We start from the raw sequence: 26,447 nt of genomic DNA, 5'->3' as shown, positions 1-26,447 counted from the left end.
GCGCGGCGCGATGCGCCTTTGCCCACCCTGCGAACGCTCGCTATAATCAGCGGCAAAAAGGTCTGCCATGATCCACGTCTGCTCCCTCGCCGCCCTTCCCGAAACCGTCCGCCTCACCAAGGCCAGCCACGTGCTGACCGTGATGGCCAATGTCGAGCAGGTGGCGCGACCGGTGTCGGTGCTGCCGGCCAACCATCTCAAGGTGTCGATGGACGACATCACCGAGGAGATGGACGGCTTCGTCGCGCCATCCGAAACGCATATCGAGCAGGTGTTGAACTTCGTGCGCGGCTGGGACCGCGGCGCGCCGCTGGTGGTGCATTGCTATGCCGGCATCAGCCGCTCCACCGCGAGCGCCTTTGCGGCCGTCTGCGCGCTCAATCCGGAACGCGACGAGGTCGAGATCGCGAAGAAGATTCGCGCGGCCTCCCCGATCGCCTCGCCGAACCGGCGCATCGTCGCCCTTGCCGACAGGGCGCTGGGACGCAACGGCCGCATGCTGCGCGCGCTCGACGAGATGGGCCCGGGCGCGATGATGGTCGAGGGCCGCCCCTTCGTGATCGAGCTCGAATGACCGCTGCGATCATCATCGCATGAGCGACAAGCTCCTGACGCCGATCGAGATCGGCCTGACCGCGGCGATCGTCGCGATCGAGAACCACGAGCCGTTGATCCTCACCGCGCGTAGCAGCGACGGGCTGGCCGGCCTGCCGTTCGGCCCGTTCGATGCGCTGAGCCATCGCACCTTCGAGATCGGCCTGCGCGCCTGGGTCGAGGAGCAGGCGGGCCTGCGGCTCGGCTACGTCGAGCAGCTCTATACGTTCGGCGATCGCGGCCGCCATGCCGAGGCCGGCGACACCGGCGCGCACATGGTCTCGATCGGATATCTCGCGCTGACGCGCGCCGTCGGCGGCGAACTCGCGGCGACCGGTGCGAGCTTCGAGCCGTGGTATCGCTTCCTCCCATGGGAAGACTGGCGCGAAGCGCCGCCCGCGATCATCGCGCGCGACATCCTCCCGGCACTGATGACATGGGCCGAGCAGGAGACCCCGGAGACGACGCGCGCGCTGCCGCGCAAGGATCGCGTGCGGTTCTATTTCGGCCTCGACGGCGCGCCCTGGGACGAGGAGCGCGTGCTGGACCGCTACGAGCTCCTGTACGAGGCCGGGCTGATCGAGGAGGCGCGGCGCGACGGCCGCCCTGCGGCATTAGCGCGCAAGACACTTCCCGCGCTCGGCACGTCCATGCGCTTCGACCACCGCCGGATTCTTGCGACTGCGATCGCGCGGCTGCGTGCAAAACTGAAGTATCGTCCTGTCGTCTTTGAACTTTTGCCCGCCGAGTTCACACTTACGGAACTGCAGTATACGGTGGAGGCAATCTCCGGCCGGCACCTGCACAAGCAGAATTTTCGCCGCCTGGTCGAAACCGAAGCCCTGGTCGAACCGACCGGGGTGATGTCGACACAGACGGGCGGACGCCCGGCGGCGCTCTACCGCTTCCGCCGCGACGTGCTCCAGGAGCGGCCCGCGCCGGGCTTGCGCGTCCGCTCCCGGCGCTAACCCGACACATGCGCGATCGGCCTCTGCCCGCCGGTTGCCTGGAGGCTTCATGCTCGACGGCCCGTTTGACGTCTTTGCGCTGATCATTGCGATCATCGCCTTTCTGATCGCGATCAAGGCGTCCAGCCAGGCGGCCGAGTTGCGCCGCCGGCTGAACTCGCTCGAAGAGATGTTTTACGCGCAGCGGCCCGTGCAGCCGCCGCCGCTGATGCCCGCAGCGGTGCAGGCTGAAGCGCCCGCGACAGCCTCCGCAGAACCGCCGCCGCTTGCGCCCGAAGCCGCAGCCGAGGCCGCGCCGCCTCCGCCCGTGACCGAAGAGGTTTCGCCGCCCCCGCTCGAACCCGGCGCGGATGCGCCGCCGCCATTGCCCGCGCCCGCGCCCGGCTTTGAGGAACGGCTCGGTACCCGCTGGGTGGTGTGGATCGGCGGCCTTGCGTTGGCGCTCGGCGGCTTCTTCATGGTGCGCTATTCGATCGAGGCCGGCCTCGTCGGCCCCGGCGTGCGCGTGTTCCTCGGCGGCGTGTTCGCGCTGGCGCTCCTTGGTGCCGGCGAATGGTCGCGGCGCAAGGAAAGCATCTCCAACATCGCCGCGCTGCCGATCGCCAACATCCCCGCGATCCTCACCGCGGCCGGAACGGCGGTGGCGTTTGCCACCATCTACGCGGCCTATGCGCTCTACGGCTTCCTCGTGCCTGCGACCGCCTTCGTGCTGCTCGGCCTCGTCGCGCTGGGCACGCTGGCCGCGGCGCTGTTGCACGGACCCGCGCTCGCGGGCCTCGGCGTGGTCGGCGCGTTCGTGACGCCGATCCTCGTCTCCAGCAGCAAGCCGGATTATTGGGCGCTCTACATCTATCTCGCCATCGTCACCGCCGCGAGCTTCGGCCTCGCCCGCATCCGGCTGTGGCGCTGGCTTGCGGTGACAACCATCGCCTTCGCGGTGCTCTGGATCTTCCCTGGTCTCGACACTAGCGATTTGCAGGTTGCGCCGCACGCGTTCCATGTCATCGCCGGCTTCGTGCTGTCCGCGCTGCTCGTGGTCTGCGGGTTCATGTTCGGCCCCAGCATCGAGGACGGGGAGATCGAACCGGTGTCGTCGAGCTCACTCGGCGCCTATCTGTTCGGCGCGATGCTGATCGTGCTGTCGAGCGCGCATGCCGATCTGGCGCTGATCGCCTTCACGCTGCTCGTGGGAGCCACGCTGTTCGTCGCCTGGCGGGCCCCGGCGGCGACGGGCGCGCTGGGCGCGGCTGCAGCGACCGTCTTCATCGTGTTCGCCGAATGGGCGGTGCTCGCCAACCCAGACATGCTGGTGCTGCCGGGCGGGCCCATGGTCGGCGTCGGACCGGTTGCGACTGACAGCTCGGTGACACTGCATCTGGTGATGGCCGCGGTCTTTGCCGCCGGATTCGGCCTCGCGGGCTTTTTCGCGCAGGGCCGTTCGAATTCGGCGATCATTCCGGTCGTGTGGTCGGCGGCGGGGGTTGCAACGCCGATCGCGATCTTGGTCGCGCTCTACGCGCGCATTGCCCATCTCGATCGCTCGATCCCGTTCGCGATCCTTGCGGTGCTGCTGGCCGCGGCCTTTGGTGCTGCGACCGAAGCCCTGATGCGTCGCGAGACCCGGCCGGGCGTCGCCACCTCGACCGCACTGTTCGCGACCGGCACGCTCGGTGCGCTGGCGCTGGCGCTGACGTTTGCGCTGGAGAAGGGCTGGCTCACCATTGCGCTCGCACTGATGTCGCTCGGCACCGCCTGGATCTCGTTGCAGCGGCCGATCCCGGTTCTGCGCCGGCTCGCCGCCATCTTCGCCGCGATCGTCACCGCGCGCATCGGCTACGATCCGCGTATCGTTGGCGACGCCGTCGGTACCACGCCGATCTTCAACTGGCTGCTCTGGGGCTACGGCCTGCCGGCGGCATCGTTCTGGGCGGCGAGCCTGTTCCTGCGCCGGCGCGGCGACGACACGCCGCTGCGCGTGGTCGAGGCCGCCGCGATCCTGTTCACCGCGCTGCTCGCCTTTATGGAGATTCGCCACTTCGCGACCGGCGGCGGCATGACATCGGCACCGTCGCTGCTGGAATGCGCGTTGCAGGCCTGCGTCGCGTTCGCCATGGCGATCGGACTGGAGCGGCTTCGGCTACGCAGCCGCAGCATCGTGCACAATGTCGGCGCCGTCGTGCTGACGGCAATTGGCGGACTCGTCGGCGTGTTCGGACTCTTCATCCTGGAGAACCCGATGCTGTGGCGGGTCGACGTCGGCGGCGCGGTGTTCAACCTGTTGCTGCTCGGCTACGCACTGCCGGCGGTGTTGCTGCTGCTGTTGTCCTATGCGGTGGTCGGCGAGCGCGGCAAGGCCTACGCTAACACCATCGCGGGCGGCGCGCTCGTGTTCGCGCTTGCCTATGTCACGCTGGAGATCCGCCGCTTCTATCACGGCCCGATCCTCACTAGCGGCGGCACCACGGGCGCCGAGCAATACACCTATTCGATCGGCTGGCTCGGCTTCGGCGTGGTGCTGCTCGGCGTCGGCATTCTCGTCAATTCGGAGCGGGCGCGGCTGGCGTCGGCCGTCGTCATCGCTCTGACGATCCTGAAGGCTTTCGTGATCGACATGTCGACGTTGACAGGCGTCTACCGCGCGCTGTCGTTCATGTGCCTCGGCATCGTGCTGGTCGCGATCGGCTGGCTCTACCAGCGCATCCTGTTCCGGCGGCAGGTCGCACCGCCGCCGGCTCAGCAGACGAGCAGCTAGGCCGCGCGGACCGAATCCAGGAACTGCGCGACCTCGACCTTCAGGCGCGTGCTGTCGGTCGCGAGCGATTTCGCCGCCGACAGCACTTCCGTCGAGGCCTCGCCGGTCTCGATCGCGCCGCGCTGCACGTCGGTGATGTTGGACGAGACCTCCTGGGTGCCGACCGAGGCCTGCTGCACGTTGCGCGAGATTTCCTGCGTCGCCGCGCCCTGCTCCTCGACGGCGGCGGCGATGGCCGCGGACACCTCGGACAGCCGCTCGATGGTGCCGCCGATCTCCTGGATGGCACTGACCGATTCCTGCGTCGCGGCCTGAATGCCCGCGACCTGCGCCCCGATCTCGCCGGTCGCCTTCGCGGTCTGCTCGGCCAGCGCCTTGACCTCGGAGGCGACGACCGCGAAGCCGCGGCCGGCTTCGCCGGCACGCGCGGCCTCGATGGTCGCGTTCAGCGCCAGCAAATTGGTCTGGCCCGCGATGGTGTTGATGAGCTCGACGACGTCGCCGATGCGGGCGGCCGCCTGCGACAGCTCGTTGACGCGCGCGTTGGTCCGCGTCGCCTGTTCGACGGCTTCCGCCGCCATCCGTGCCGAATCCTGCACGCGGCGGCTGATCTCGGTGATGGAGGACGACAGCTCTTCCGAAGCGGATGCCACGGCCTGCACGTTGGTGGAGGCCTCTTCGGACGCTGCGGCAACGACGGTCGCGAGCTCGCGCCCGCGCTGCGCCGTGCTGGTCAGCGTCGACGCGGAAGCCTCGAGCTCGGTCGAGGCCGACGACACGGTCCCGACGACCTCGCCGATCATGGCTTCGAACTTGCGGGTGATGGCGTCGACGCGGCGGCCGCGCTCGATCTTGGCCTCGGCGTCGGCTGCGGCGGCCTCGTCCGCGGCTTTCTTGGCGATCAGCGCTTCCTTGAAGATCTGGAGCGCATCCGCCATCGAGCCGATCTCGGTTTTCTCGCCGCGATGCGGCACCTCGGCCGAGAGATCGCCCTCGCCGAGCGACTGCATCGGCCGGATGATCGAGGCGATACCACGGGAAACGTCGCGCACGAGATAATAAGCAGCGCCGATCGCGATCACGACCGAAAGCACGATGATGCCGACCAGCACGCGAAAGATCATCGCGTAGCTGTCAGCCGCCTGCTTGGTCTCCAGTTCCGCGCCGCGATTATTTATCTCGATGCCTTTCTGGAGCAGCGGATCGGCGGCCTGCGCCATCTTCGCGACCCTGGTCTGCAACAGCTCGTTGGCTTCCGTCGGGAAGCGGCCGACGCTCTTGCGCGACAGCGCCATCACCTCCTGCACGCCGTTCAGATACTCACCCCACGCCGTGGTCCATTGCCCATAGAGCGAACGCTCTTCGGCAACGGTGATCAGTGGTTCGTAGACCTTGCGGGTCTTCTCGATGCGCTCCCGCAACGAGGCGAGGCGCTTCTCGGCAGCGTCCTTGCCCTCTGCGGTGTCCTGCATCAGATGCAGGCGGAGCGCGACGCGCAGCTCGTTGATGTCGGCGCGCAGCGAGCCGAGCGCGCGCACGCTGGGCAGCCAACTCTCCGCGATCTCGACCGTGTGCGCGTTGATGCTCTGCATGGTACCGATCGCGGTCACGCCGACGCCGGCGAGCGACAGAACGAGGACCGATAACACGGCCAGAAGCTTGAAGACGATCGACAATTTCGACATCACGACAAATCCCGATGATAGCTGGCAACGCACGACTTATCTGCGCCCGCAATCGTCACGACGGACGACAGGGCGTGGTCATTCCAACAATGCTGGCTGGTTCTTATCCGGTAAGATTGCTCTCATAGTTGCAAACAGGCGTTAACAGGAACCTACGTAAAACTACGGGACGCTCCCGGCCGTCGTTATTTTCTCTGCAACCGTCTGTTGCAGCTGCGCGAATTCGTGCTGCGGCGCGAGCGCGCCGCGCCTGCGTGGCAGCATCCGACCGAGGCGGACGGCCCTCACGCCGTCTGCACCGCCGCCAGGAAGCGCGCGACCTCGCTCGTCAGCCGGTTGCCATCCTGCGCAAGCGATGGGGAAGTCGGCCGATGATCGGCGAGGACGGCCGCCGTCAGGCGGCGCGCACGGTGTCGAGGAATTTGCCGACTTCGAGCTTGAGGCGATTGCTGTCGCCGGACAGTGACCGTGCCGCCGCCAGCACCTGCGAGGACGCGGAGCCGGTCTCGCCTGCGCCACGCTGCACGTCGGTGATGTTGGACGACACCTGATGGGTGCCTTCCGCCGCCTGCTGTACGTTGCGGGAGATTTCCTGCGTCGCCGCGCCCTGCTCCTCGACCGCCGCGGCTATGGTAGACGATATCTCGGACAGCTTTTCGATGGTGTCGCTGATGGCGCTGATGGCGCTGACGGAGTCCTGCGTCGCCGCCTGGATGCCGGAAATCTGCTGGCCGATCTCGCCGGTTGCCTTCGCGGTCTGCTCGGCAAGCGCCTTCACCTCGGAGGCGACCACGGCAAAGCCGCGGCCGGCCTCGCCGGCGCGCGCCGCCTCGATCGTGGCGTTGAGCGCCAGCAGGTTGGTCTGGCCGGCGATGGTGTTGATCAGCTCGACCACGTCGCCGATCCGCGCCGCCGCCTTGGACAATTCTCCGACGCGGTCGGTCGTGGTGCGGGCCTGGCTGACCGCCTCGCTTGCCACACGCGCGGATTCCTGCACCTGCCGGCTGATCTCCGTTATGGAAGACGATAGCTCCTCCGTCGCCGACGCCACCGACTGCACGTTGGTGGACGCTTCTTCGGAGGCCGCAGCCACCATCGTCGTCAATTCCTGTGCGCGCTCGGCCGTCGAGGTCAAGGTCGACGCCGAAGCTTCGAGCTCTGTCGCAGCGGAGGAGACGGTATCGACGATCTCGCCAACGGCTCCTTCGAAGCCGTCGGCAAGCCTGCGCATCTCGGCTTTGCGCTGCTCGGCCGCGGCCTGATCCTGCCGCATCTTGGCCTCGGCCTCCTCGCGTGCCTTCTGCTCCGACACGATCTTGAACTTCTCGACGGCCGCCGCGACACCGCCGACCTCGTCCTTGCGGCCGAGGCCCGGCAGCACCACGGAGAAATCACCACCGGCGAGCTTGTCCATCGCGACCGTGAGCGCGCGGATCGGCCGCGCGATGGTCAGGAAGGACATGAGCCACGAACCGACAAGAACGAGCACGGCGCACGCACCGACCACCATGCCGAGACGTTCGCTCGCAGCCGTTTCCTGCGTCGCTGCGCTGATCTCCTCGCCGCTTCTGTGTCTGGCGAAATCGGCGATCTGGTCCGTCAGCGTGTCGAGCTGCGCAGCGATCGGCAGCGTCACCTCACGGGCCAGGCGCACGCCTTCCTCGGCCATCTTGGCAGAGCGGACAGGGTCGGTGCCCGCCAGGGCGATGGCCTCGCTGCGAACCGAGGCGTTCTGGAGTGAGCCTTTCGAGTAGTCCGCGGACAGGCCCTTGACCTTTTCGATGCGCGCACGATTTTCCGCGGAATGCGTCAGCTTGAGCATGGCGTCGACGGCGCCGTTCAGCGCTTTCGACCGCTCCACCAGAGTCTCGCTCGCCTTCTGCAATTCACCCGAATTGCTGGCGAGCCGGATATCGCGGACGGCGAGCTGCATGCCGCGCAACAAGAGTTTGGCTTCGATCGCGTCCCGCGCCAGCTCGAGCTGCGCGAATGCGGCCTGGTTCGAGCCGCGCACGCTGCCGTTGCCGGCAAGCTGACTTGCGATCATGGAAAGGACCAGAAGGATACCGAGGGCCGACGCAATCGCCAGCTTGGTCCCGATCCGCAAATTCTGAACGAGGCTCAACATGGGCATGCTTTCCTTGGGGAAATGCGCAGCCAAATCATTGTCGGCCGCCCTCGGCGTTGATCGCCCTTGCTCAAAAAAATGAGCGATTGCCATTCCAATCTGGTTAACAACGGCCCCCGTGGAAATACTGCATGAGCGCGGAAACCCCTTGAAATCTAGCACGGAATGCGCGCTTAACAAGTTAATCACACGCAGTGATAGGACTGTTGGCGGCGGGCGCCGGAAGGTGAATGTGACTGAGAAAATGTATTGCTTCCGTTCGGCGGACCAACCCGGCGGAGTTCGCATTTCGGCAGAACATCCCTCCGAACAATTCCGAGCTCTTCAACAAATCGAGCCGTAGCGGCACGAACATCGATGTCGCGCGAACGCGCGGAGATCAATCGATGCGGTTGGGAAGCGGATGGCTTTCGCCGACGAGACTGATACAGAAGACCGGCTTCTTGTTCTCGTCGAGCAGTTCCATGCGCCACTCGGCGTTCGGCTTCAGGCTGCGCGCGATGCCGCCGAGCAAATTGGCGCAGACCTCGGTCATCTCGGTCCAGGCTGCGGCGCGATCCTCGAACTCATATGGCTGGTCGGCAGCGCCGGAATAGCGGCCCGTGCTGATACGGAAGAAGTACAGCGACATCGTTGAACCCTTTATCGGGCCGCGCCCCCCGGCCGTACGCAAACTGCGGCGCGAGTCGCTACCAACGCATGAAAGCCGCCGTCCGTATGACTACGGCGCGGCGGCTTCGTGTTTCGACGGCAGCTCTCAACGACAAAGTGCGCGGACCGTCCCGCGCAGCCAACTCACTGGGTCGAGCGGCGCAGCTCCAGCGGACCCTCGTTGCCGGCGGGCTCCGATTTGGCTTCCGGCTTCACCGGCTCGAGCCGGCTGCTCTCGACCCGCGGGGTCTCCACTCGCGCGGCGACCTCGGTGTTGGACGCGCCGACCGAACCGGTGTGTTCCGAGGTGCGCAGCGAGCGCGGACGCGCCGCAGCGCGCGCCATCAGCATCTGGTTGCCGCCCTGGTGGTGGAAGTCGCAATAGGCAAAGCCCATCCCCGACACCGAGCCGCGGAAGCTGCGATCGTCGGTCTTTTCAAGGTTGAAACAGGGCTCGAACGGAATGCCCTTGATCGAGGCGCAAACGTTCTGGCCGCGGATCTGGAGCGTGTTGCCGGGCAGGCGGAGATGTTTCACCGGGCCTGCGCCGGAGAACTGCACCGCGCCGGCGGCGCCGAGATCGTCCAGGATGCGGCCCGCGCCGCGCGTGCCATCGAAACACGTGAAGGCGAACACCTTGCCGGCCACGAAGCGCCGCGCCTCGTCGGCGTTCATGCTTCCTGCAATGGCCGGCGCCAACGTCGCTGCCGCCGTGACAGCCCCCAACACAATACGCGCAAGCATGCTCAACTCCGAACCAACCCCGCAGCGGGCTATGCCTTATCTCTTTACCCGCTGCTTACCATACTAACCATGGCGACATTGAAGCAGCTTGGTTGGCAAAGTCTGAACGCCGTTAGACAATTTTTACCACGATGCGACCCCGGACCTGACCCGCCAGGATTTTCGCGCCCCACGCCGAAACTTCGGAGAGCGCAATTTCATGAGTGATTTCAGATAGTTTCGTCCGATCCAAATCGGAAGCCAGCCGCTGCCAGGCGGCCTTTCGCGGCTCGATCGGGCACATCACGGAATCGATGCCGAGAAGGCACACCCCGCGCAAAATGAAAGGTGCGACAGACGACGGCAGGTCCATGCCGGCAGCCAGGCCGCAGGCCGCGATCGCGCCGCCATACTTCGTCATCGACAGGAGATTCGCGAGCGTGTTGGAGCCGACGCTGTCCACGCCCCCCGCCCAGCGTTCCCTGGCAAGCGGCTTGGCCGTCCCCGACAATTCGTTGCGGTCGATCACTTCGGCTGCACCAATCCCTTTCAGATAGTCCGCTTCCGTGGCGCGGCCGGTCGAGGCGATGACGTGGTAGCCGAGCTTCGACAGCACGGCGGTGGCGACCGAGCCGACGCCACCGGCCGCGCCCGTCACCACGACGGGGCCGCTTTTCGGCGACAACCCGTGCTTCTCCAGCGCGAGCACCGAGAGCATCGCGGTGAAGCCGGCGGTACCGATCGCCATGGCATCGCGCGCCGACAGGCCCTGCGGCAATGCGACCAGCCAGTCGCCCTTCACCCGCGCCTTCTCGGCATAGGCGCCGAGATGGGTCTCGCCCATGCCCCAGCCGGTGCAGACGACCTTGTCGCCCGCCTTCCATTGCGGATGGGAGGACTGCTCGACCGTGCCGGCGAAATCGATGCCGGCGATCATCGGGAAGCGGCGCACCACCGGCGCCTTGCCGGTGAGCGCGAGACCGTCCTTGTAGTTCAGCGTCGACCATTCCACGCGGACGGTGACGTCGCCCTCCATCAGTTCGGCTTCGTCGAACTGCGTGAGCTGCGCGGTGGTGCCCTTGTCCGCCTTGTCGATCCGGATCGCCTTGAACGTGGCCACAGCAAACCTCCCTGGCTTGTTTGCCGGGATGTTTAGCCGATCAGGCCGGCTGCGCAACCGCTCGCTGGACCGGTTTTTCCACAATCGGAAGATTGATCAGCGCGGAAAGCACGCCGAACAGGATCGAGAGCCACCAGATCGGCGTGTAGGAACCGAACCGCTCGAACACGATGCCGCCGAGCCAGACGCCGAGGAAGCCGCCGACCTGATGGCTGACGAAGGCAAAGCCGTAGAGGGTTGCAAGCCAGCGCGTGCCGAACATCAGTGCCACAAGCGCCGAAGTCGGCGGCACCGTCGACAGCCAGGTCAGACCGGAAATTGCGCCGAATGCGATCGCCGAGAACGGCGTGATCGGGAACGAGATGAAGGCGAGCGTGGCGAGCGCGCGGGTGAAATAGATCGCCGAGAGGATGTAGCGCTTGGGCAACGAGTTCTGGAGATAGCCGACGCTGAGCGATCCCATGATGTTGAACAGGCCGATCGCCGCGATGACCCAGCCGCCGGTTTGCGTCGAGATGCCGCGATCGACCAGGAAGGCCGGCAGATGCACGGTGATGAAGGCGAGCTGGAAGCCGCAGGTGAAGAATCCGAGCACCAGCAGCACATAGGAGCGATGGCCGAAGGCTTCGGCGAGCGCGTTCTTGAAGGTCTGGTCGTCCGCGGGCGCCTTGCTCACGGAGCTGTCAACTGGCGGCGTCGAGAGCGCCAGCGACAGCGGGATGATCAGCAGCATCAGGAAGCCGAACACGGTGAGCGCCTGCTGCCAGCCGAAATTGTCGATCAGTGCGACGCCGATCGGCGCGAACAGGAACTGGCCGAACGATCCCGCCGCGGTGCCTGCACCGAGCGCAAGGCCCCGCTTCTCGGGCGGCAACAGTTTGCTGAACGCCGACAGCACCAGGTTGAACGAACAGCCGGCGAGACCAAAGCCGACCATGACGCCGGCGCCGATGTTCAGCGACAGCGGCGTCGAGGAATAGCGCATCAGCAGCAGGCCGCCGGCATAGAGCAGGGCGCCGACGCACATCACGCGGAACAGGCCGAAGCGGTCGGCGACCGCGCCGGCGAGAGGCTGGCCCAGTCCCCACAGCAAATTCTGAAAGGCGATCGCGAGGCCGAACACGTCGCGGCCCCAGGCATATTCATGGCTCATCGGCTGCACGAAGAAGCCCAGCGCCGAGCGCGGGCCGAAGCCGAGCATGCCGATCGCACAGCCGCAGAGGATGATGACAGCCGGCGTGCGCCAGTTGGAGGAACGGGAGACCGAACCGAGCTCGCCCATTTGTGTCGACATGCTGTTCCTCATGTTCGTCGGCGGATTCGCAAAAGGCCACCGGGAGCCCGCTCGTTTAATGCATCTGCATGAAAATCCCAAGTCGAAAACAATTGCATTTCGAGAAGGGCTGAGGCGGGAGCATTGCATTTCTGGCCGCCTCATCTGACGCGCCAGGCGCGGGTCGACTTGACGGAAATGTGTGCGGCGGCATCTAGCGGCCCGCGGCACTGCGTGATATCTTCGATTTACTCATATTGAGCATATTGACCTCGACGATTCCCCGGCCCTCTCGGCCGGATTTCTCAGGCTTCAAATATGCTCTTATTGAGCATATTTGGTATGCACGGGAGGCTTCAATGCCGATCACTGGAATTTACGGTCCCGACGATTTCGCCAGCCGGCCGCAGGGCCGGGTCGTCAGCTCACCGCGCGCTGCACCCGCGCGAACGGGACCCATACTGCCGAGGCCCTCGCTGGAATGGACACCGGAGGTCGAGCGCGCCACCGCGGCGCTCTATGACCGCGTGAAACACGTGATCCCGCCGATCGAGTGGCCGCTGATGGCGCCGACCATCAAGGCGATCAACGAGCTGAAGCGCACGCGGGGCGCGGTAATCCTCGCGCACAATTACCAGGCGCCGGAGATCTTCCACTGCGTCGCCGACATCGGCGGCGACTCGCTCCAGCTCGCGGTCGAAGCCACCAGGGTGAAAGCCGGCATCATCGTCCAGTGCGGCGTTCACTTCATGGCGGAGACGTCAAAGCTTCTCAATCCGGACAAGACGGTGCTGATCCCCGACTCTCGCGCCGGCTGCTCGCTTGCCGCCAGCATCACGGGTGCCGACGTTCGCCTGCTCCGCGAAAGATTTCCCGGCGTGCCTGTGGTCGCCTATGTCAATACCTCGGCGGATGTGAAGGCCGAGGTCGACATCTGCTGCACCTCGTCGAACGCGGTGCAGGTGGTCGAGAGCCTGGGCGTGCCAAGCGTGATCTTCCTGCCCGATCGGTACCTTGCGACTTATGTGGCCTCGAAAACCGACGTGAAGATCATCGCCTGGAAGGGCGCCTGCGAGGTGCACGAGCGGTTTACGGGCGCCGAGCTGCGCGCCTATCGCGAGGCCGATCCCACCGTGCAGATCATCGCCCATCCGGAATGCCCGCCGGATGTGCTGGCGGAGGCCGACTTCACCGGCTCGACCGCCCACATGATCAACTGGGTGCGCGAAAAGCGGCCGCGGCGGCTCGTGATGATCACGGAATGCTCGATGGCCGACAATGTGCGGGCCGAGCTGCCTGACGTGGAGATGCTGCGCCCCTGCAATCTCTGCCCGCACATGAAGCAGATCACGCTCGCCAACATCCTGGAGAGCCTGCTGACGCTTGGCGACGAAGTGACGATCGATCCCGAGATTGCAGTGCGTGCACGGCGTTCGGTCGAGCGCATGATCAATCTGAAGAATTGAGAGCGAGCCATGACAAACAACATCCACAATCTCACCAGCAGCACCGACGACGTCGTCATCGTCGGTGGCGGACTTGCTGGATTGTTCTGTGCACTCAAGCTCGCGCCGCGGCCGGTTACGCTGATCTCCGCCGCGCCGCTCGGACAAGGCGCGTCGTCCGCATGGGCACAAGGAGGTATCGCCGCCGCGGTGGCCGAAGGCGACACGCCGGAAGCGCACGCCGCGGACACGATTGCCGTTGGCGGCGGCCTCGTCGATGAAGCGGTCGCACTCGGGATCGCGCGCGAGGCCGGCCCACGGATCCACGACCTGCTCGCCTATGGCGTGCCGTTCGACCGCGATCTCGAAGGCAAGCTCGCAGTCGGGCGCGAAGCCGCACATTCGGCGCGGCGCATCGTGCATGTGCGCGGCGATGGCGCCGGTGCCGCGATCATTGCGGCCTTGAGCGATGCCGTGCGGCGCACGCCATCAATTCGATTGATCGAAGGCTTGGTCGCCGAAGCGCTGTTGACCGAGGACGGCGTCGTCGCCGGCCTTCAGTTGCGCGAAGCCGGCAAGGTCGCCGCACAGCCGATCCTGCTCGCAGCACGCACGGTGGTGCTGGCCACCGGGGGCATCGGCCATCTCTATGCCGTCACCACCAACCCACTCGAGGCCAGCGGATCGGGGCTTGCGATCGCCGCACGCGCCGGCGCTGTCATCGCCGACCCTGAATTCGTGCAGTTCCATCCCACCGCCATCATGGTCGGGCGCGATCCCGCACCGCTCGCGACTGAAGCGCTGCGCGGCGAAGGCGCAACGCTGATCAACGGTCGCGGCGAACGCTTCATGGCGGCGCACCACCCGCTTGCAGAGCTCGCACCGCGCGACATCGTGGCCCGCGGCGTGTTCGCCGAGATCGCAGCCGGACGCGGTGCCTTTCTCGATGCGCGGGAGGCTTTGGGCACGCGCTTTGCCGAAAGGTTTCCAACGGTGCATGCGAGTTGCATCGCCGCCGGCATCGATCCCGAGACGCAGGCCATCCCGATCGCACCGGCCGCGCATTACCACATGGGCGGCATTGCGGTCGACGATCGCGGCCGCAGCTCGATCGACGGGCTCTGGGCCGGCGGCGAGGTGTCGTCCACCGGCGCGCATGGCGCCAACCGCCTCGCGTCGAATTCGCTGCTGGAGGCCGTGGTCTATGCCGCGCGCATCGCGGACGACATCGCCGGTCGCGCGATCCCTCCGCCTGCCCGGCTTCCCGATGCGCTGGTGACGCCGCGTGGCAGCGCGCCGGATGCTGCGGCCGTGAAGCGGCTGCGGGCGACGATGAGCGACCATGTCGGCGTCATTCGCGACGGCGACGGGCTTAGAGAAGCGGTTCGCAGCTTTGCGGCTCTCGAACGAGACGCAACGAACATCGCGGTCCGCAACATGGCGTCGGCGGCCTTGCTCGTCGCCACTGCGGCCTGGAACCGGCGCGAAAGCCGCGGCGCGCATTTCCGCTCCGACCATCCCGCCGATGTTCCCGCGCTGGCCCAGCGAACAATGACGACGCTCGCCGCAGTGCGCGTGGTCGCGGAAAGCCTGAGAGAGCGCCCGCTGCCACGCGTTGCCCAACCCATGATCGCCTGAAGGAAGCCCCATGATCACTCCGACCTCACTGCTTTATCCCGATGCCTTCCTGTCTCCGCTCGCGATCAACGAGGCCGTGCACCGCGCGCTCGACGAGGATCTTGGACGCGCCGGCGACATCACCTCGCTGGCGACGATCCCCGAAGCAACGAACGCGCAAGCGATCCTGGTCGCGCGCCAGTCCGGCGTGATCGCCGGATTGCCGCTGGCACTGGCGACGCTGCAAAAGCTCTCGCCCGACATCGAGGTGCGCGCGCATGTACGCGACGCCGCGCGGGCTGCACGCGGACAGCAAATATTGACGATCTCGGGTCCCGCACGCGCCATTCTCACGGCGGAGCGGACCGCGCTGAATTTCGTCGGCCGGCTGTCGGGCGTCGCGACGCTCACGGCGGACTACGTCGCGCGCACCGAAGGCACGAAGATGCGGATCTGCTGCACGCGCAAAACCACGCCGGGGCTGCGCGCGCTGGAGAAATACGCGGTGCGCTGCGGCGGCGGCTTCAACCACCGCTTCGGGCTCGACGATGCGATCCTGATCAAGGACAACCACATCGCGGTCGCCGGCGGCATCCGCCCCGTGCTGGAGCGCGCCCGCGCCCATGCCGGACACCTCGTCAAGATCGAGATCGAGGTGGATACGCTGGCGCAATTGCGCGAAGTGCTCGACACCGGCCTTGCGGACGCCGCGCTGCTCGACAACATGGATTTTGTGACGTTGCGTGAGGCGGTGCGGCTCAACGAAGGACGCCTCAAGCTGGAAGCGTCCGGCGGCGTCACGCTGGAGTCGATCGCGGCAATCGCCGCGACAGGCGTCGACTACGCATCATCCGGCGCACTGACGCACTCGGCGCCGAATTTCGACTGCGCGCTGGATATCGAGGCATGAGCGGCTACCGCCGCTCGGTCACGCCCATCTCGGCGGAGCTCTTGGCTTCCTGGGCGAGCTCGGCGGAGAGCGCGGCGGTCTGCGCCGGCGTTCCCCAGCTCGGTTCCTCGCTGCCGTCGCCCCAGGCGCGCGGCCGATAGAAGGTGTGGACGCCGGTCTTGTACATCTTCTTCATCTCGGCGACCCAGGACGGGCGCACCCAATAGGCATGGTAATGCGTGGACTTGCCGACCTCGGGCAACCAGATCTGACCGTCGAGCATAGCCTTCGAAATCTTCTTCGCGCGCTCCCACATCTCGGGCTCGCGGATCACGTCGGCGTTGTTGTCGCAGGCGAAAGTGAACTGGCAGGCAAGATGGCGATGCTTGTTCTGATAGACCGCGCCGCACACGCTATCCGGATATTTGCCGGAGAACACGCGGTTCATCACGACCTGCGCAACCGCTATCTGGCCGCGCACGGCCTCGCCGCGGGACTCGAAATAGACGGCTTCCGCGAGGCATTTTTCAGACTTCGCGCGCGACTTGTCGTCGAGCGCGAGCCGCTCCGCCGGCGATCTGGCGCGCTGGTTATCGGCGTTGACCTCGCCCTTCGGCGCGACGCTCTCGCCGCTCTCGATGTCCCTGGCGATGTCCTCCGTCGGCGGCGACAGTGACGCCGTCACCTTCATGTCGGGGTCGGGCATCACGATCAACGGCTCGGCGCCCGGCTGCCATGTCTCCATGCTTTCGAGATTGCCGCCGAGCGAGGCGCTGCCGAAGAACAGGTTCGAGGTCTTCACCCGGAAAGGATCGCGTGGCGGTGCGGCCGGAAGGGTCGCTTGCTTCAGCGCATCGAGCGGCTGGACCGCGAACGCGCGCGCGGCATCGCTGGCTCGTGGCGGATTGGCATATTGCGGTAGCGGCGGTGCGCGCAGCGCCTCCGCGAGCTCGGGGTCGAGCGCGGCCGCGGACTCCGGTGACATCGCCTGCGGCAACGCGGCAGTCTTGGCGCCGAACACCGAGCTGTTCGACGTCGCGGGATTTTCCTGCGCCGGTGCTGAGGTGGGCGCGGCCGTTTCGGGAGACGCCGTCGGCGCAACGATTGCGAGGCGATCACCCTTCATCGAGCGATCGACCTTGGGGAAGTCGGCGGCCTGGTAGCGCGGGGGTGCCTGAAGCGCGGGGTTGCGGCTGATCGCGCCGGTGACATCGCGGCCGTCGAGGCTGGCGAGGCGGACCATCGCGCTCTGCGGAACCGACGTGCCGATGGGGCGGGAAAAACTGTAGGTGGCGAGCTGGATGGAGGACGCCGCCGAAAACACCTGCTTCTGCCAGCGCTCTGCGACGCCGGGCTGGCGCGCCAGCAGCGAGGCAATATCCTGATAGCCGGTCTCTCTCGGCATCAATGCGAAGATGCAGAGACCGATGCCGAAGGACGCGAACCGCGCGCCCTTCGGATGGTTACGCAACAAAAACATCGACACGCTCACGCTACGCTTACGCCAGAAAAATCGAGCCGCAGTACATCCGTGCAATTCGATCTTTATCGTGAGTATCTAATTTAGGTTGCCGGGGCGTTAATCGGCGTTGCGCACGGAGCACACTCAAGCAATCGCAGGTGTTTTCACGGGGCGATTGCGTGCGTGGTAAATGCGGACTGACGCGACGGGGTAAACAACTGGTCAACGCGAATGGTGAAGGAACTCTTGCGCGCACGTATCATTACGGGACGCGCGCGAGTTCCCGGTGCTGCAACGACGCGAAGTGGAGACAGCGTTGCGCAAAATGAAAAGAGGCGGAGCCAAAGCCCCGCCTCTCTCGACTCGATCCTGCGCTTCGCCTTACGCCTGGCTCGCGATCGCCTTGCCGAGCGCGGCCTGCGCGGCAGCGAGGCGTGCGATCGGCACGCGGTATGGCGAGCACGAGACGTAGTCGAGGCCGATATCGTGGCAGAAGGCGACGGAGGCGGGATCGCCGCCGTGCTCGCCGCAGATGCCGACCTTGAGTTTCGGGCGGGTCTTTCGGCCGCGCGCGACGCCGATCTTGACCAGCTCACCGACGCCTTCCTGGTCGAGCGCAACGAAGGGATCGATCGGGAGGATGCCCTTGGACACGTAGGTCCCGAGGAAGCTTGCCGCGTCGTCGCGGCTGATGCCGTAGGTGGTCTGCGTGAGATCGTTGGTACCGAACGAGAAGAACTCGGCGCTCTCCGCAATCTCGGCAGCAAGCAGACAGGCGCGCGGCAACTCGATCATGGTGCCGACCTGATAGGCGATCTTGGTGTTGGTGTCGCGCATCACCGCCTTCGCGGTGGCGTCGATGCGCGCCTTGACGAGATCGAGCTCCATCTTGGTCGCGATCAGCGGCACCATCACCTCGAGGCCGACGGCCTTGCCGGTGCGCTTCTCGGCCTCGACCGCCGCCTCGAAGATCGCGCGGGCCTGCATCTCGGCAATCTCGGGATAGGCGATCGCGATCCGGCAGCCGCGGAAGCCGAGCATCGGATTGAACTCCGACAGCTCGCGGGCGCGGTCGGCCAAGCGCCGCGGGTCGGTGTTCATGGCGCGCGCCACTTCCTCGACCTCGGCGTGGGTGTGCGGCAGGAACTCGTGCAGCGGCGGATCAAGCAAACGGATCGTGACGGGCAGGCCCTTCATGATCTCGAACAGCTCGACGAAATCCGCGCGTTGCATGGGCAGCAGCTTTGCCAGCGCGGCGCGGCGCGACTGCTCGTCCTCGGAGAGGATCATCTCGCGCACCGTGCGGATGCGCGTCTCCTCGAAGAACATGTGCTCGGTGCGGCAGAGGCCGATGCCTTCCGCGCCGAACTTGATCGCGGTGCGCGCATCCTCCGGCGTATCGCCATTGACGCGAACTCCGATCTTGCGGACCTGGTCAGCCCAGGTCATGAGCGTGCCGAATTCGCCGGAGAGCTCCGGCTCGATCATCGGCATGCGGCCGGCGAGTACCTGGCCGAGCGAACCGTCGATTGTGATGACGTCGCCGGTCTTGAAGGTGCGCGAGCCGATGCTCATGGTGCCGCGGCCGTAGTCAACGCGGATGGTGCCGCAGCCGGAGACGCAGGGCTTGCCCATGCCGCGTGCAACGACCGCCGCGTGCGAGGTCATGCCGCCACGGGTGGTGAGAATGCCTTCGGCGGCGTGCATGCCGTGGATGTCTTCCGGGCTGGTTTCGATGCGGACGAGAATCACTTTACGTCCGTCGGCCTGAAGCTTGGCCGCTTCATCCGAGGAGAACACGATCTCGCCGGAGGCTGCACCGGGCGAAGCCGGCAGGCCGGTCGCGATCACGTCGCGCTTGGCGCCGGGATCGATAGCCGGATGCAGGAGCTGGTCGAGCGAAGCGGGGTCGATCCGCGTCACCGCTTCCTTCTTGGTGATTAGGCCTTCATTGGCGAGCTCGACCGCGATGCGCAGTGCGGCTTTCGCGGTGCGCTTGCCGCCGCGAGTCTGGAGCATCCACAGCTTGCCCTGCTCGACCGTGAACTCCATGTCCTGCATGTCGCGATAGTGCTTCTCGAGCAGCGTGTAGATCCGCGTCAGCTCGTTGAAGGCCTCCGGCATCGCCGCTTCCATCGACGCCTTGTCGGAGCCCGATTCCTTGCGCGCTTCCTCAGTGATGTCCTGCGGCGTGCGGATACCCGCCACCACGTCCTCGCCTTGCGCGTTGATCAGGAATTCGCCGTAGAGCTTGCTCTCGCCGGTCGAGGGGTTGCGGGTGAAGGCAACGCCGGTCGCCGAGGTCTCGCCCATGTTGCCGAACACCATAGCCTGCACGTTGACGGCGGTGCCCCAGGATTCCGGAATATCGTGCAGCTTGCGGTAGGTCACCGCGCGCGCGTTCATCCAGGAAGAAAACACCGCGCCGATCGCGCCCCAGAGCTGGTCGTGCGGATCCTGCGGGAAGTCCTTGCCGGTCTCGCGGGCGACCGCGTCCTTGTACTTGCCGACCAGATCGACCCAGTCCTCGGCCGACAGATCGGTGTCGAGCGTATAGCCCTGACTGTCCTTGAAGGTGTCGAGGATTTCCTCGAAGTGATGATGCTCGAAGCCGAGCACCACGTCCGAATACATGGTGATGAAGCGGCGATAGCTGTCATAGGCGAAACGACGATCACCCGACAGTTCCGACAGCGCTTCCACGGTCTCGTCATTGAGGCCGAGATTGAGCACGGTGTCCATCATGCCCGGCATCGAGGCGCGCGCGCCGGAGCGCACGGAGACGAGCAGCGGGTTTTTGGTGTCGCCGAAGATCTTGCCGGTCAACTTGCCGACATGATCCAGCGCCTTCTCAACCTGCGACTGCAACTCCTTCGGATAGGATTTGTCGTGCGCGTAGAAATACGTGCAGACCGAGGTCGGGATGGTAAAGCCGGGAGGCACGGGAAGGCCGAGATTGGCCATCTCGGCGAGGTTGGCGCCCTTGCCGCCGAGCAGGTCGCGCATCTCGGTACGGCCTTCGGCCTTGCCGTCGCCGAATGTGAACACCCATTTGCCGGCCTTGGGAGCGCTCGGCGCTGGCTTGGCAGATGCAGCCTTGGCAGGTGCAACCTTGGCAGTTGCAGCCTTGGCCGGGGCCGGCTTCACAGCGACCTTGGCGGCAACCGGCTTGGTCGCAGCCTTCGCGGCGCGCTTCGCAGCCGGCTTGGCCACGGGCTTCGCAGCGGCCTTGGCGACCAGCTTCGGGGCGCTCTTGGCAAGCGCCTTGCGGGCCGCCGGCGCAGCTTTCGCCTTGGCGGAGGGCTTTGATTTCGCTGGTATTTTCTTAGGCTTCGAGGCGGCTTTGGCCATAGCTTGCACACAACCTGCGAGAGGAATGGGAAATCGCGCGCCTTACACCACTTTGGGCAGGCGCGCGCAAGTCGAAGAGTTCCGCAAAATGAGGCCTAGAGATGGAGCCACTTCAACAATCCGAGCCCGATCGCACCATTTATGATGAGAAAGATCGCGACGATCAGGTTGAGCAGGCGCGGCATGATCAGGATGAGCACGCCCGCAAGCAGCGACAGGATCGGCGAGATGTGGGCGACGGTGATGTGCATGAATTGTCTTTCCGTGACGTGAGGCGAATCGCGGGCGGATCATAGCGGACCAGGTTCCGCGGGTAGAGACGCACCAGCGCCGCACGAGTTCCCGCCTTCGCGAAATCTGCCCGAAATTGCCGCTGATACGGCAGGGCTTTTCCCGGAACATTGCAAAGTCGCAAGCATTGGCAACCAGTCGCGCCACTGGCGCCGGCTCGAAATCACTTCGAAGGGAGTTGCCTATGCGGAACAGGATTCTCGCCCTCACAGTGCTTGGCGTCGCGCTTGGTGCGCCGATCGCGGCGCAGGCGCAAACTGGAATCACGGTGGGACGCGCGCCCGTCGTGGTCGAGAGCGGCCCGACCATTGCGGTCGAACAGCGGCCGGCTTTCCGAGACTATGTCGTCGAACAACGTGTGCCGGCCTTCCGTGTCCCGGATCGCGTGGTGGTCGGCTCTACATTACCCGAGACCGGCATCACCTATTATGACGTGCCGCAACGTTTCGGCGCCACGACCTATCGCTACACGGTCGTGAACGGCGAGACCGTGCTGGTCGAGCCGCGCTCGCGGCGCATCGTCGAAGTGATGGACTAATCAGTTCAACTCCAACGCTCAACTCGATGTCCGGCGCGTCACTTCAGGTTGGCGCGCATCGCGTAGTCGGACATCAGGCTCCGCCCGGTCTTCCCCCCGCCGGGCGGGGCTCTTTTGCGCCCGTCATTCCGGGGCGCGCGGAGCGCGAGCCCGGAATCCATAACCGCGATCGTGAGTATGGATTCCGGGCTCACGGCGTGTCCCGGAATGACGGAAGTATTTGCCGTGCGGCCGCGCCTCAATCCTGGATCTTCGAGAAGTCCGCCACCGCGCGCGTGGCGCTGCGGATCTCGTTGAGCAGCATCAGGCGGTTCTCACGCACCTTCGGATCGTCGTCGTTGACGCGAACCTTGTCGAAGAACGCATCGACCGGCGGACGCAGCTTTGCCATCGCGCTCATCGCGGCGGCAAAGTCCTCTTTGGCGACGGCGGCGCTCGCTTCAGCCCTCACCTCGCCGATCGTCTTGGCCAGCGCCTTCTCTTCACCGAGACCATAGAGCGCGGCGTCGGGCGCGCCGTCGAACGTGCGCTTGTCCTTCTTCTCCTCGATGCCAAGGATATTGCTGGCGCGCTTGATGCCGGCGAGCAGGTTCTTGCCGTCATCGGTCTCGAGGAATTTGCCGAGCGCCTCGACGCGGCGGACGATCATCAACAGATCGTCCTGGCCACCGAGCGCGAACACGGCGTCGACGAGATCGTGACGCGCGCCCTGCTCGCGGAGCTGCACCTTCAGGCGGTCGGCGAAGAAGGCGAGCAGATCCTCAACCCGAGGCTTCAGCAACTTGTAGACGGACTCCGCGGCCTGGTTGGAAAACGAATTGCTCGGAACTTCCGCATTTCCGGCACTTCCGATCCAATCCGAAAGTTCGACGATCAAATCGGTGTCGTCCTTGTAAATCGCGGACATCACCTGAACTGCATGTTCGCTCAGCAGCTTCCAAAGCGGGAGCCGCAGATCGTTATCGACAATGATTCTGATCACGCCGAGCGCCGCGCGCCGCAGTGCATACGGGTCCTTGCTGCCCGTCGGCTTCTCGTCGATCGCCCAGAATCCAACGAGCGTATCGATCTTGTCGGCGAGCGCCACAGCGATGCTGACCGGATCGGTCGGCACGCGGTCCGCGGGCCCCTGCGGCTTGTAGTGCTCCTCGCAGGCGGCGGCGACGGAAGCATCCTCGCCCTGCGCCAGCGCGTAGTACTTGCCCATCAGGCCCTGCACCTCGGGGAATTCGCCGACGACTTCGGTCAGCAAATCCGCCTTCGCCAGATGCGCGGCGCGCGTGGCCTTGGCGACGTCGGCGCCGACCAGCGGCGCGATCTCGGCGGCGAGACGCTCGATGCGCGTGATGCGCGCGGCCTGCGTCCCGAGCTTCTCGTGAAACACGATCTGATCGAACTTCGGCAGCCGCTCTTCCAGCTTCGTCTTCAGATCCGTCTCGTAGAAGAACTTCGCATCCGACAAACGGGGACGGATCACGCGTTCGTTGCCGGAGACGATGGTCTTGCCGCCGTCCGGCGCCTCGATATTGGCGGTGAGGACGAACTTGTTGGTCAGCTTGCCCGTCTTGGAATCCCTGACGACGAAGCACTTCTGGTTGTTGCGGATGGTGGCGCGGATCACCTCGTCCGGGATCGCGAGATATTCCTTCTCGAACGATCCCATCATGACGACGGGCCATTCGACGAGGCCGGACACCTCGTCCAGCAGCGCCTGATCCTCGACCAGTTCGAACCCTTGCGCGAACGTCAGCTCCTTGGCATCGGCGAAAATGATATCCTTGCGCGCCTGCGGATCGAGGATGACTTTTGCAGCCTTCAGCTTCGCTTCGTAGTCCTCGAAGCGGCGCACGGAAATCGCAGCCGGTGCCATGAAGCGATGGCCGTAGGTGGTCTGGCCGGTCTCGATGCCGTCCACCGAGAATTTGACGACATCGGGCTCTTCGGTCTCGGGCCCGAACGTCGCCGTGATCGCGTGCAGCGGACGCACCCAGCTCAGCGACCCCGGTTTTCCGGAGCGCGCGCCCCAACGCATCGATTTCGGCCAGGGGAATGTGCGGATGATCACCGGCAGGATTTCCGCGAGCACGTCGATCGCGTCGCGGCCGGGCTTCTCGATCAGCGCGATGTAGAAGTCGCCTTTCGGGTCGCGCTGGATCTTGGCCTCATCCAGCGACGTCAAACCCGTCGCCTTCAGAAAGCCCTGCACGGCCGCGTCGGGCGCGCCCATTTTCGGCCCTCGACGTTCGGTCTTCAGGTCAGGCTGGCGTGCGGGGATGCCATGCACGGTGAGTGCGAGACGGCGCGGCGTCGCGAAGGCTTTCGCGCCTTCGTAGACGAGGCCTTCGGCGACGAGCTTGTCGGTGACCAGGCGGCGCAGATCGTCGGCCGCCTTGGCCTGCATGCGCGCGGGAATTTCTTCCGAGAACAGTTCAAGCAACAAATCGGGCATCAGGCCGCTCCGCCCGCTTCGGTATGGATCCAGGCCTCGCCGCAGGCTTTTGCCAGTTCGCGAACACGCAAGATGTAGCTCTGCCGCTCGGTCACGGAGATCACGCCGCGGGCGTCGAGCAGGTTGAAGACGTGGCTCGCCTTGATGCACTGGTCATAGGCCGGCAGCGCCATCAGATGCGCCTCGCGCTTGCCGTCCTTCCAGCCTGCGTCGAGATATTTCCTGCAGGCAGTCTCGGCCATCTTGAACTGCTCGAACAGCATCGCGGTGTCGGCGATCTCGAAATTGTGCTTCGAATATTCCCGCTCGGCCTGGAGGAAGACGTCGCCATAGGTGACCTTGGCGTCGCCGTCGCGGCCGTTGAAGTTGAGGTCGTAGACACGGTCGACGCCCTGCACATACATCGCGAGGCGCTCGAGCCCGTAGGTGAGCTCGCCCGCGACCGGCGCGCATTCGAAGCCCGCGACCTGCTGGAAATAGGTGAATTGGCTCACTTCCATGCCGTCGCACCAGCACTCCCACCCCAAACCCCAGGCGCCCAGCGTCGGGCTCTCCCAATCGTCCTCGACGAAGCGGATGTCGTGCACGGCGGAATCGATGCCGATCGCGGCGAGCGACTTCAGGTACAGCTCCTGAAGGTTCGGCGGCGACGGCTTCATGATCACCTGGAACTGGTAGTAGTGCTGCATCCGGTTCGGGTTCTCGCCGTAGCGGCCGTCCTTGGGCCGGCGCGAGGGCTGCACATAGGCCGCGTTCCACGGTTTTGGCCCGAGCGCCCGCAGCGTGGTCGCCGGATGGAAGGTGCCCGCGCCCATCTCCATGTCGTAGGGTTGCAGGATCACGCAGCCCTGCTCGGCCCAGAACCTCTGGAGCGCGAGGATGAAGCCCTGGAACGAACGTTCCGGGCGCATATGGGCGGGCAATGAGGCGTCCATCGTCAGATCAGGCTCTCGCGGGGGTTTTGAATCGCGCGGGACCGTATCGACGGCGGGGGTGGGAATCAAGGCAAAGGGGCTGCTTCTTACCTCTCCGGCTTGCGGGAGAGGTCGCGCCGAAGGGGCGGGTGAGGGCTCTGTCCTCTGGGGCGGTCTCGCCCGCGGAGATACCCCCTCCCCAACCCTCCCCCGCAAGCGGGAGAGGGAGTGCACCGCGCGTGCGGCGGCATCAGCTAACCCGGCCGGTAAGCTCCGGTCGCAGGGTCCTGTTTCAGGGTCTGGATGTCCCCCATATGGGCGGCCTCGGCGACGCGTGACAGGCGCATCTCCTCCAGCTCCTGGTTGATCCGGACAGCGGTCTTGTAGGCCCAGCGGACCACGGCAAGCCCACCCAGGACGCCCGCGAAAGCGACGAACGGCGGCATCGGTCGTTCCTTGTTCACAATGCTCAGCCCCCAGACCCATTCTTGCGCAGACCGGGCCGCGCCGCAATTGGCTCGGCATCCAGTCCCCTTGGACCAAATGGCGCGGGAGGGACCGCGCCTAGAACCCGAATTTCGCCCAAATCGCCCGCGTTTCGACCGCCGAAATCAGCTCGTCCGGAAGACCGGCCATTGATTCCATGGCCGAAAGCTGGCTCGCGCCGGGCGATTTGCGCCCCAAAAGGCCCGAGAGCAACCCGCTCGGTTGCGCGATCACAGGGGTGAGAACCTTCTCGCCATAGCGGGCACGAAGAGTTGAGCGGAGATCGCCGATGCTGTCGGCAAGCCCCAGCGCGATCGAACTCTCGCCGGCCCAGTATTCGCCCGTGAACAGCGTGTCGTCGGATCCCTTCAGGCGTGCGCCGCGGCTCTCCTTCACCAGCGCAATGAAGATCTGGTGGATCTCGCGCTGGATCGCCTTCAGCTTGGCGACGTCGTCCGGATTTTCCGGGAGAAACGGGTCGAGCATCGCCTTGTGCGAGCCGGCCGTGTAGAGGCGCCGCTCGATGCCGAGCCGCTTGATCGCTTCCTGGAAACCAAAGCTGCCGCCGACCACCCCGATCGAGCCGAGGATCGAGGACGGATCGCAAATGATCTCGTCGCCGGCGCAGGCGATCATGTAGCCGCCGGACGCCGCGACGTCCTCGACGAACACCAGCACCGGCAGCTTCTTCTCCGCGGCGAGCTGCTTGATGCGCAAATAGATCTGGCGCGACTGCACCGGCGAGCCGCCGGGCGAGTTGATCACCAGCGCCACTGCCTTAGCATTCCGGTACGAAAACGCACGCTCCAGCACCCGCGCGACGCCCGCGAGCGACATGCCCGGACGCAGCGGCGTCACCGCGCCGATCACGCCTGACAGCCGCACCACGGGCACGACCGCCGTGCCCGGCCGGAACCGCGCCGGCAGATATTGCATGAGCTTGTCGGCCAGGCCGGAACTCTCACGATCGTTCAATTGTTCGGCCATGCCGTTACCTCTGATTAACCATTTCTTATCACGCGACTGTCATTGGAAGTGCCCGGAACGTGTTTTGCAGATTCCTCGTTGGGAAGCTGCAATGAGGCAGCGGAGAACACCATGAAAATCTATC

At 65.5% G+C, this 26,447-nt stretch carries 20 protein-coding genes; 7 read left to right on the top strand and 13 right to left on the bottom strand.

Translation table 11 applies throughout. The features are described from left to right. Positions 1-67 precede the first annotated feature (67 nt). The 3 genes from OC450_RS04920 to OC450_RS04910 are packed head-to-tail and all read left to right on the top strand — an operon-like array spanning position 68 to position 4,314. The gene (locus tag OC450_RS04920; protein ID WP_211386756.1) at positions 68-574 is read left to right on the top strand and encodes a tyrosine phosphatase family protein; all 507 of its coding nucleotides are present in this window, start codon (positions 68-70) and stop codon (positions 572-574) included. 19 nt (positions 575-593) lie between these two features. Next, the gene (locus tag OC450_RS04915; RefSeq protein WP_211386757.1) at positions 594-1,562 is read left to right on the top strand and encodes an NUDIX hydrolase; all 969 of its coding nucleotides are present in this window, start codon (positions 594-596) and stop codon (positions 1,560-1,562) included. Between the two features lie 49 nt (positions 1,563-1,611). After that, positions 1,612-4,314 (top strand): DUF2339 domain-containing protein, encoded by a 2,703-nt coding sequence (locus OC450_RS04910; RefSeq protein WP_262047295.1) that lies wholly within the window; start codon positions 1,612-1,614, stop codon positions 4,312-4,314. Here OC450_RS04910 and OC450_RS04905 read toward each other — a convergent pair. The 6 genes from OC450_RS04905 to OC450_RS04880 all read right to left on the bottom strand — a co-directional run bounded on the left by OC450_RS04905 (position 4,311) and on the right by OC450_RS04880 (position 11,915). Further along, on the bottom strand, positions 4,311-5,999 hold the full coding sequence (locus OC450_RS04905) for a methyl-accepting chemotaxis protein (RefSeq protein WP_211386759.1): 1,689 nt from the start codon (positions 5,997-5,999) through the stop codon (positions 4,311-4,313). The genes OC450_RS04910 and OC450_RS04905 overlap by 4 nt on opposite strands. 394 nt (positions 6,000-6,393) lie before the next feature. After that, positions 6,394-8,127 carry a methyl-accepting chemotaxis protein gene (locus OC450_RS04900; protein ID WP_262047294.1) on the bottom strand — a complete coding sequence of 578 codons (1,734 nt, stop codon included), beginning with the start codon at positions 8,125-8,127 and terminating at the stop codon, positions 6,394-6,396. Positions 8,128-8,506: 379 nt separating this feature from the next. After that, positions 8,507-8,758, bottom strand: coding sequence for a DUF6894 family protein (locus OC450_RS04895; RefSeq protein WP_211386761.1), 252 nt, complete (start codon positions 8,756-8,758; stop codon positions 8,507-8,509). A gap of 164 nt (positions 8,759-8,922) precedes the next feature. Then, complete coding sequence (locus OC450_RS04890) at positions 8,923-9,522, bottom strand: hypothetical protein (RefSeq protein ID WP_211386762.1); 600 nt, start codon at positions 9,520-9,522, stop codon at positions 8,923-8,925. Between the two features lie 112 nt (positions 9,523-9,634). Next, a complete protein-coding gene (locus tag OC450_RS04885; RefSeq protein ID WP_211386763.1) occupies positions 9,635-10,621 on the bottom strand; it encodes an MDR family oxidoreductase in 987 nt (328 codons plus the stop codon). A 40-nt stretch (positions 10,622-10,661) separates the two neighbouring features. Then, entirely contained in the window at positions 10,662-11,915 is a 1,254-nt protein-coding gene (locus OC450_RS04880; RefSeq protein ID WP_262047293.1) for an MFS transporter, read from the bottom strand. Between the two features lie 338 nt (positions 11,916-12,253). On the opposite strand from OC450_RS04880, the gene nadA reads away from it, so the two are divergent. Genes nadA through nadC form a run of 3 tightly spaced genes read left to right on the top strand, consistent with a single transcriptional unit; the run spans position 12,254 to position 15,866 of the window. Next, a complete protein-coding gene (gene nadA, locus OC450_RS04875; RefSeq protein WP_262047292.1) occupies positions 12,254-13,360 on the top strand; it encodes a quinolinate synthase NadA in 1,107 nt (368 codons plus the stop codon). Positions 13,361-13,369: 9 nt separating this feature from the next. Beyond that, positions 13,370-14,977 (top strand): L-aspartate oxidase, encoded by a 1,608-nt coding sequence (locus OC450_RS04870; RefSeq protein ID WP_262047291.1) that lies wholly within the window; start codon positions 13,370-13,372, stop codon positions 14,975-14,977. Between the two features lie 10 nt (positions 14,978-14,987). Continuing rightward, positions 14,988-15,866, top strand: a complete 879-nt coding sequence (gene nadC, locus OC450_RS04865; protein ID WP_262047290.1) for a carboxylating nicotinate-nucleotide diphosphorylase — start codon at positions 14,988-14,990, stop codon at positions 15,864-15,866. Positions 15,867-15,870: 4 nt separating this feature from the next. On the opposite strand, the gene OC450_RS04860 is transcribed toward nadC, so the two are convergent. From OC450_RS04860 to OC450_RS04850, 3 genes are all read right to left on the bottom strand, one after another. Beyond that, entirely contained in the window at positions 15,871-17,325 is a 1,455-nt protein-coding gene (locus tag OC450_RS04860; RefSeq protein ID WP_211386768.1) for a cell wall hydrolase, read from the bottom strand. A 363-nt stretch (positions 17,326-17,688) separates the two neighbouring features. After that, entirely contained in the window at positions 17,689-20,658 is a 2,970-nt protein-coding gene (ppdK, locus tag OC450_RS04855) for a pyruvate, phosphate dikinase (protein ID WP_211386769.1), read from the bottom strand. Between the two features lie 95 nt (positions 20,659-20,753). After that, complete coding sequence (locus tag OC450_RS04850; protein WP_007594951.1) at positions 20,754-20,909, bottom strand: DUF3096 domain-containing protein; 156 nt, start codon at positions 20,907-20,909, stop codon at positions 20,754-20,756. Between the two features lie 224 nt (positions 20,910-21,133). On the opposite strand from OC450_RS04850, the gene OC450_RS04845 reads away from it, so the two are divergent. Then, positions 21,134-21,487, top strand: a complete 354-nt coding sequence (locus OC450_RS04845) for a DUF1236 domain-containing protein (protein ID WP_211386770.1) — start codon at positions 21,134-21,136, stop codon at positions 21,485-21,487. A 238-nt stretch (positions 21,488-21,725) separates the two neighbouring features. On the opposite strand, the gene glyS is transcribed toward OC450_RS04845, so the two are convergent. The 4 genes from glyS to OC450_RS04825 form a co-directional block, all read right to left on the bottom strand. Beyond that, a complete protein-coding gene (gene glyS / locus OC450_RS04840) occupies positions 21,726-23,936 on the bottom strand; it encodes a glycine--tRNA ligase subunit beta (protein ID WP_262047289.1) in 2,211 nt (736 codons plus the stop codon). Further along, positions 23,936-24,871 carry a glycine--tRNA ligase subunit alpha gene (locus tag OC450_RS04835; protein WP_211386772.1) on the bottom strand — a complete coding sequence of 312 codons (936 nt, stop codon included), beginning with the start codon at positions 24,869-24,871 and terminating at the stop codon, positions 23,936-23,938. The genes glyS and OC450_RS04835 overlap by 1 nt, the downstream gene beginning before the upstream one ends. Before the next feature lie 233 nt (positions 24,872-25,104). Then, positions 25,105-25,296 (bottom strand): hypothetical protein, encoded by a 192-nt coding sequence (locus OC450_RS04830; RefSeq protein ID WP_211386831.1) that lies wholly within the window; start codon positions 25,294-25,296, stop codon positions 25,105-25,107. 118 nt (positions 25,297-25,414) lie between these two features. Continuing rightward, positions 25,415-26,323 (bottom strand): S49 family peptidase, encoded by a 909-nt coding sequence (locus OC450_RS04825; RefSeq protein ID WP_211386773.1) that lies wholly within the window; start codon positions 26,321-26,323, stop codon positions 25,415-25,417. Between the last annotated feature and the right edge of the window lie 124 nt (positions 26,324-26,447).

The sequence above is a fragment of the Bradyrhizobium sp. Bra78 genome, from assembly GCF_024519855.1.
Classification (GTDB): Bacteria; Pseudomonadota; Alphaproteobacteria; order Rhizobiales; family Xanthobacteraceae; genus Bradyrhizobium; species Bradyrhizobium japonicum_G.
The sequence above is the reverse complement of the archived record's forward strand: the minus strand, read 5'-3'. Positions and strand labels throughout refer to the sequence as shown.

Excerpts from the sequence above, each read along its gene's own strand:
- ppdK (WP_211386769.1), bottom strand. The coding sequence starts at position 20,658 with ATGGCCAAAGCCGCCTCGAAGCCTAAGAAAATACCAGCGAAATCAAAG.
- OC450_RS04905 (WP_211386759.1), bottom strand. The coding sequence starts at position 5,999 with ATGTCGAAATTGTCGATCGTCTTCAAGCTTCTGGCCGTGTTATCGGTC.
- nadC (WP_262047290.1), top strand. The coding sequence starts at position 14,988 with ATGATCACTCCGACCTCACTGCTTTATCCCGATGCCTTCCTGTCTCCG.
- OC450_RS04920 (WP_211386756.1), top strand. The coding sequence starts at position 68 with ATGATCCACGTCTGCTCCCTCGCCGCCCTTCCCGAAACCGTCCGCCTC.
- OC450_RS04900 (WP_262047294.1), bottom strand. The coding sequence starts at position 8,127 with ATGTTGAGCCTCGTTCAGAATTTGCGGATCGGGACCAAGCTGGCGATT.
- OC450_RS04870 (WP_262047291.1), top strand. The coding sequence starts at position 13,370 with ATGACAAACAACATCCACAATCTCACCAGCAGCACCGACGACGTCGTC.
- glyS (WP_262047289.1), bottom strand. The coding sequence starts at position 23,936 with ATGCCCGATTTGTTGCTTGAACTGTTCTCGGAAGAAATTCCCGCGCGC.
- nadA (WP_262047292.1), top strand. The coding sequence starts at position 12,254 with ATGCCGATCACTGGAATTTACGGTCCCGACGATTTCGCCAGCCGGCCG.
- OC450_RS04915 (WP_211386757.1), top strand. The coding sequence starts at position 594 with ATGAGCGACAAGCTCCTGACGCCGATCGAGATCGGCCTGACCGCGGCG.
- OC450_RS04845 (WP_211386770.1), top strand. The coding sequence starts at position 21,134 with ATGCGGAACAGGATTCTCGCCCTCACAGTGCTTGGCGTCGCGCTTGGT.
- OC450_RS04895 (WP_211386761.1), bottom strand. The coding sequence starts at position 8,758 with ATGTCGCTGTACTTCTTCCGTATCAGCACGGGCCGCTATTCCGGCGCT.
- OC450_RS04835 (WP_211386772.1), bottom strand. The coding sequence starts at position 24,871 with ATGGACGCCTCATTGCCCGCCCATATGCGCCCGGAACGTTCGTTCCAG.
- OC450_RS04910 (WP_262047295.1), top strand. The coding sequence starts at position 1,612 with ATGCTCGACGGCCCGTTTGACGTCTTTGCGCTGATCATTGCGATCATC.
- OC450_RS04830 (WP_211386831.1), bottom strand. The coding sequence starts at position 25,296 with ATGCCGCCGTTCGTCGCTTTCGCGGGCGTCCTGGGTGGGCTTGCCGTG.
- OC450_RS04860 (WP_211386768.1), bottom strand. The coding sequence starts at position 17,325 with ATGTTTTTGTTGCGTAACCATCCGAAGGGCGCGCGGTTCGCGTCCTTC.
- OC450_RS04850 (WP_007594951.1), bottom strand. The coding sequence starts at position 20,909 with ATGCACATCACCGTCGCCCACATCTCGCCGATCCTGTCGCTGCTTGCG.
- OC450_RS04825 (WP_211386773.1), bottom strand. The coding sequence starts at position 26,323 with ATGGCCGAACAATTGAACGATCGTGAGAGTTCCGGCCTGGCCGACAAG.
- OC450_RS04880 (WP_262047293.1), bottom strand. The coding sequence starts at position 11,915 with ATGTCGACACAAATGGGCGAGCTCGGTTCGGTCTCCCGTTCCTCCAAC.
- OC450_RS04890 (WP_211386762.1), bottom strand. The coding sequence starts at position 9,522 with ATGCTTGCGCGTATTGTGTTGGGGGCTGTCACGGCGGCAGCGACGTTG.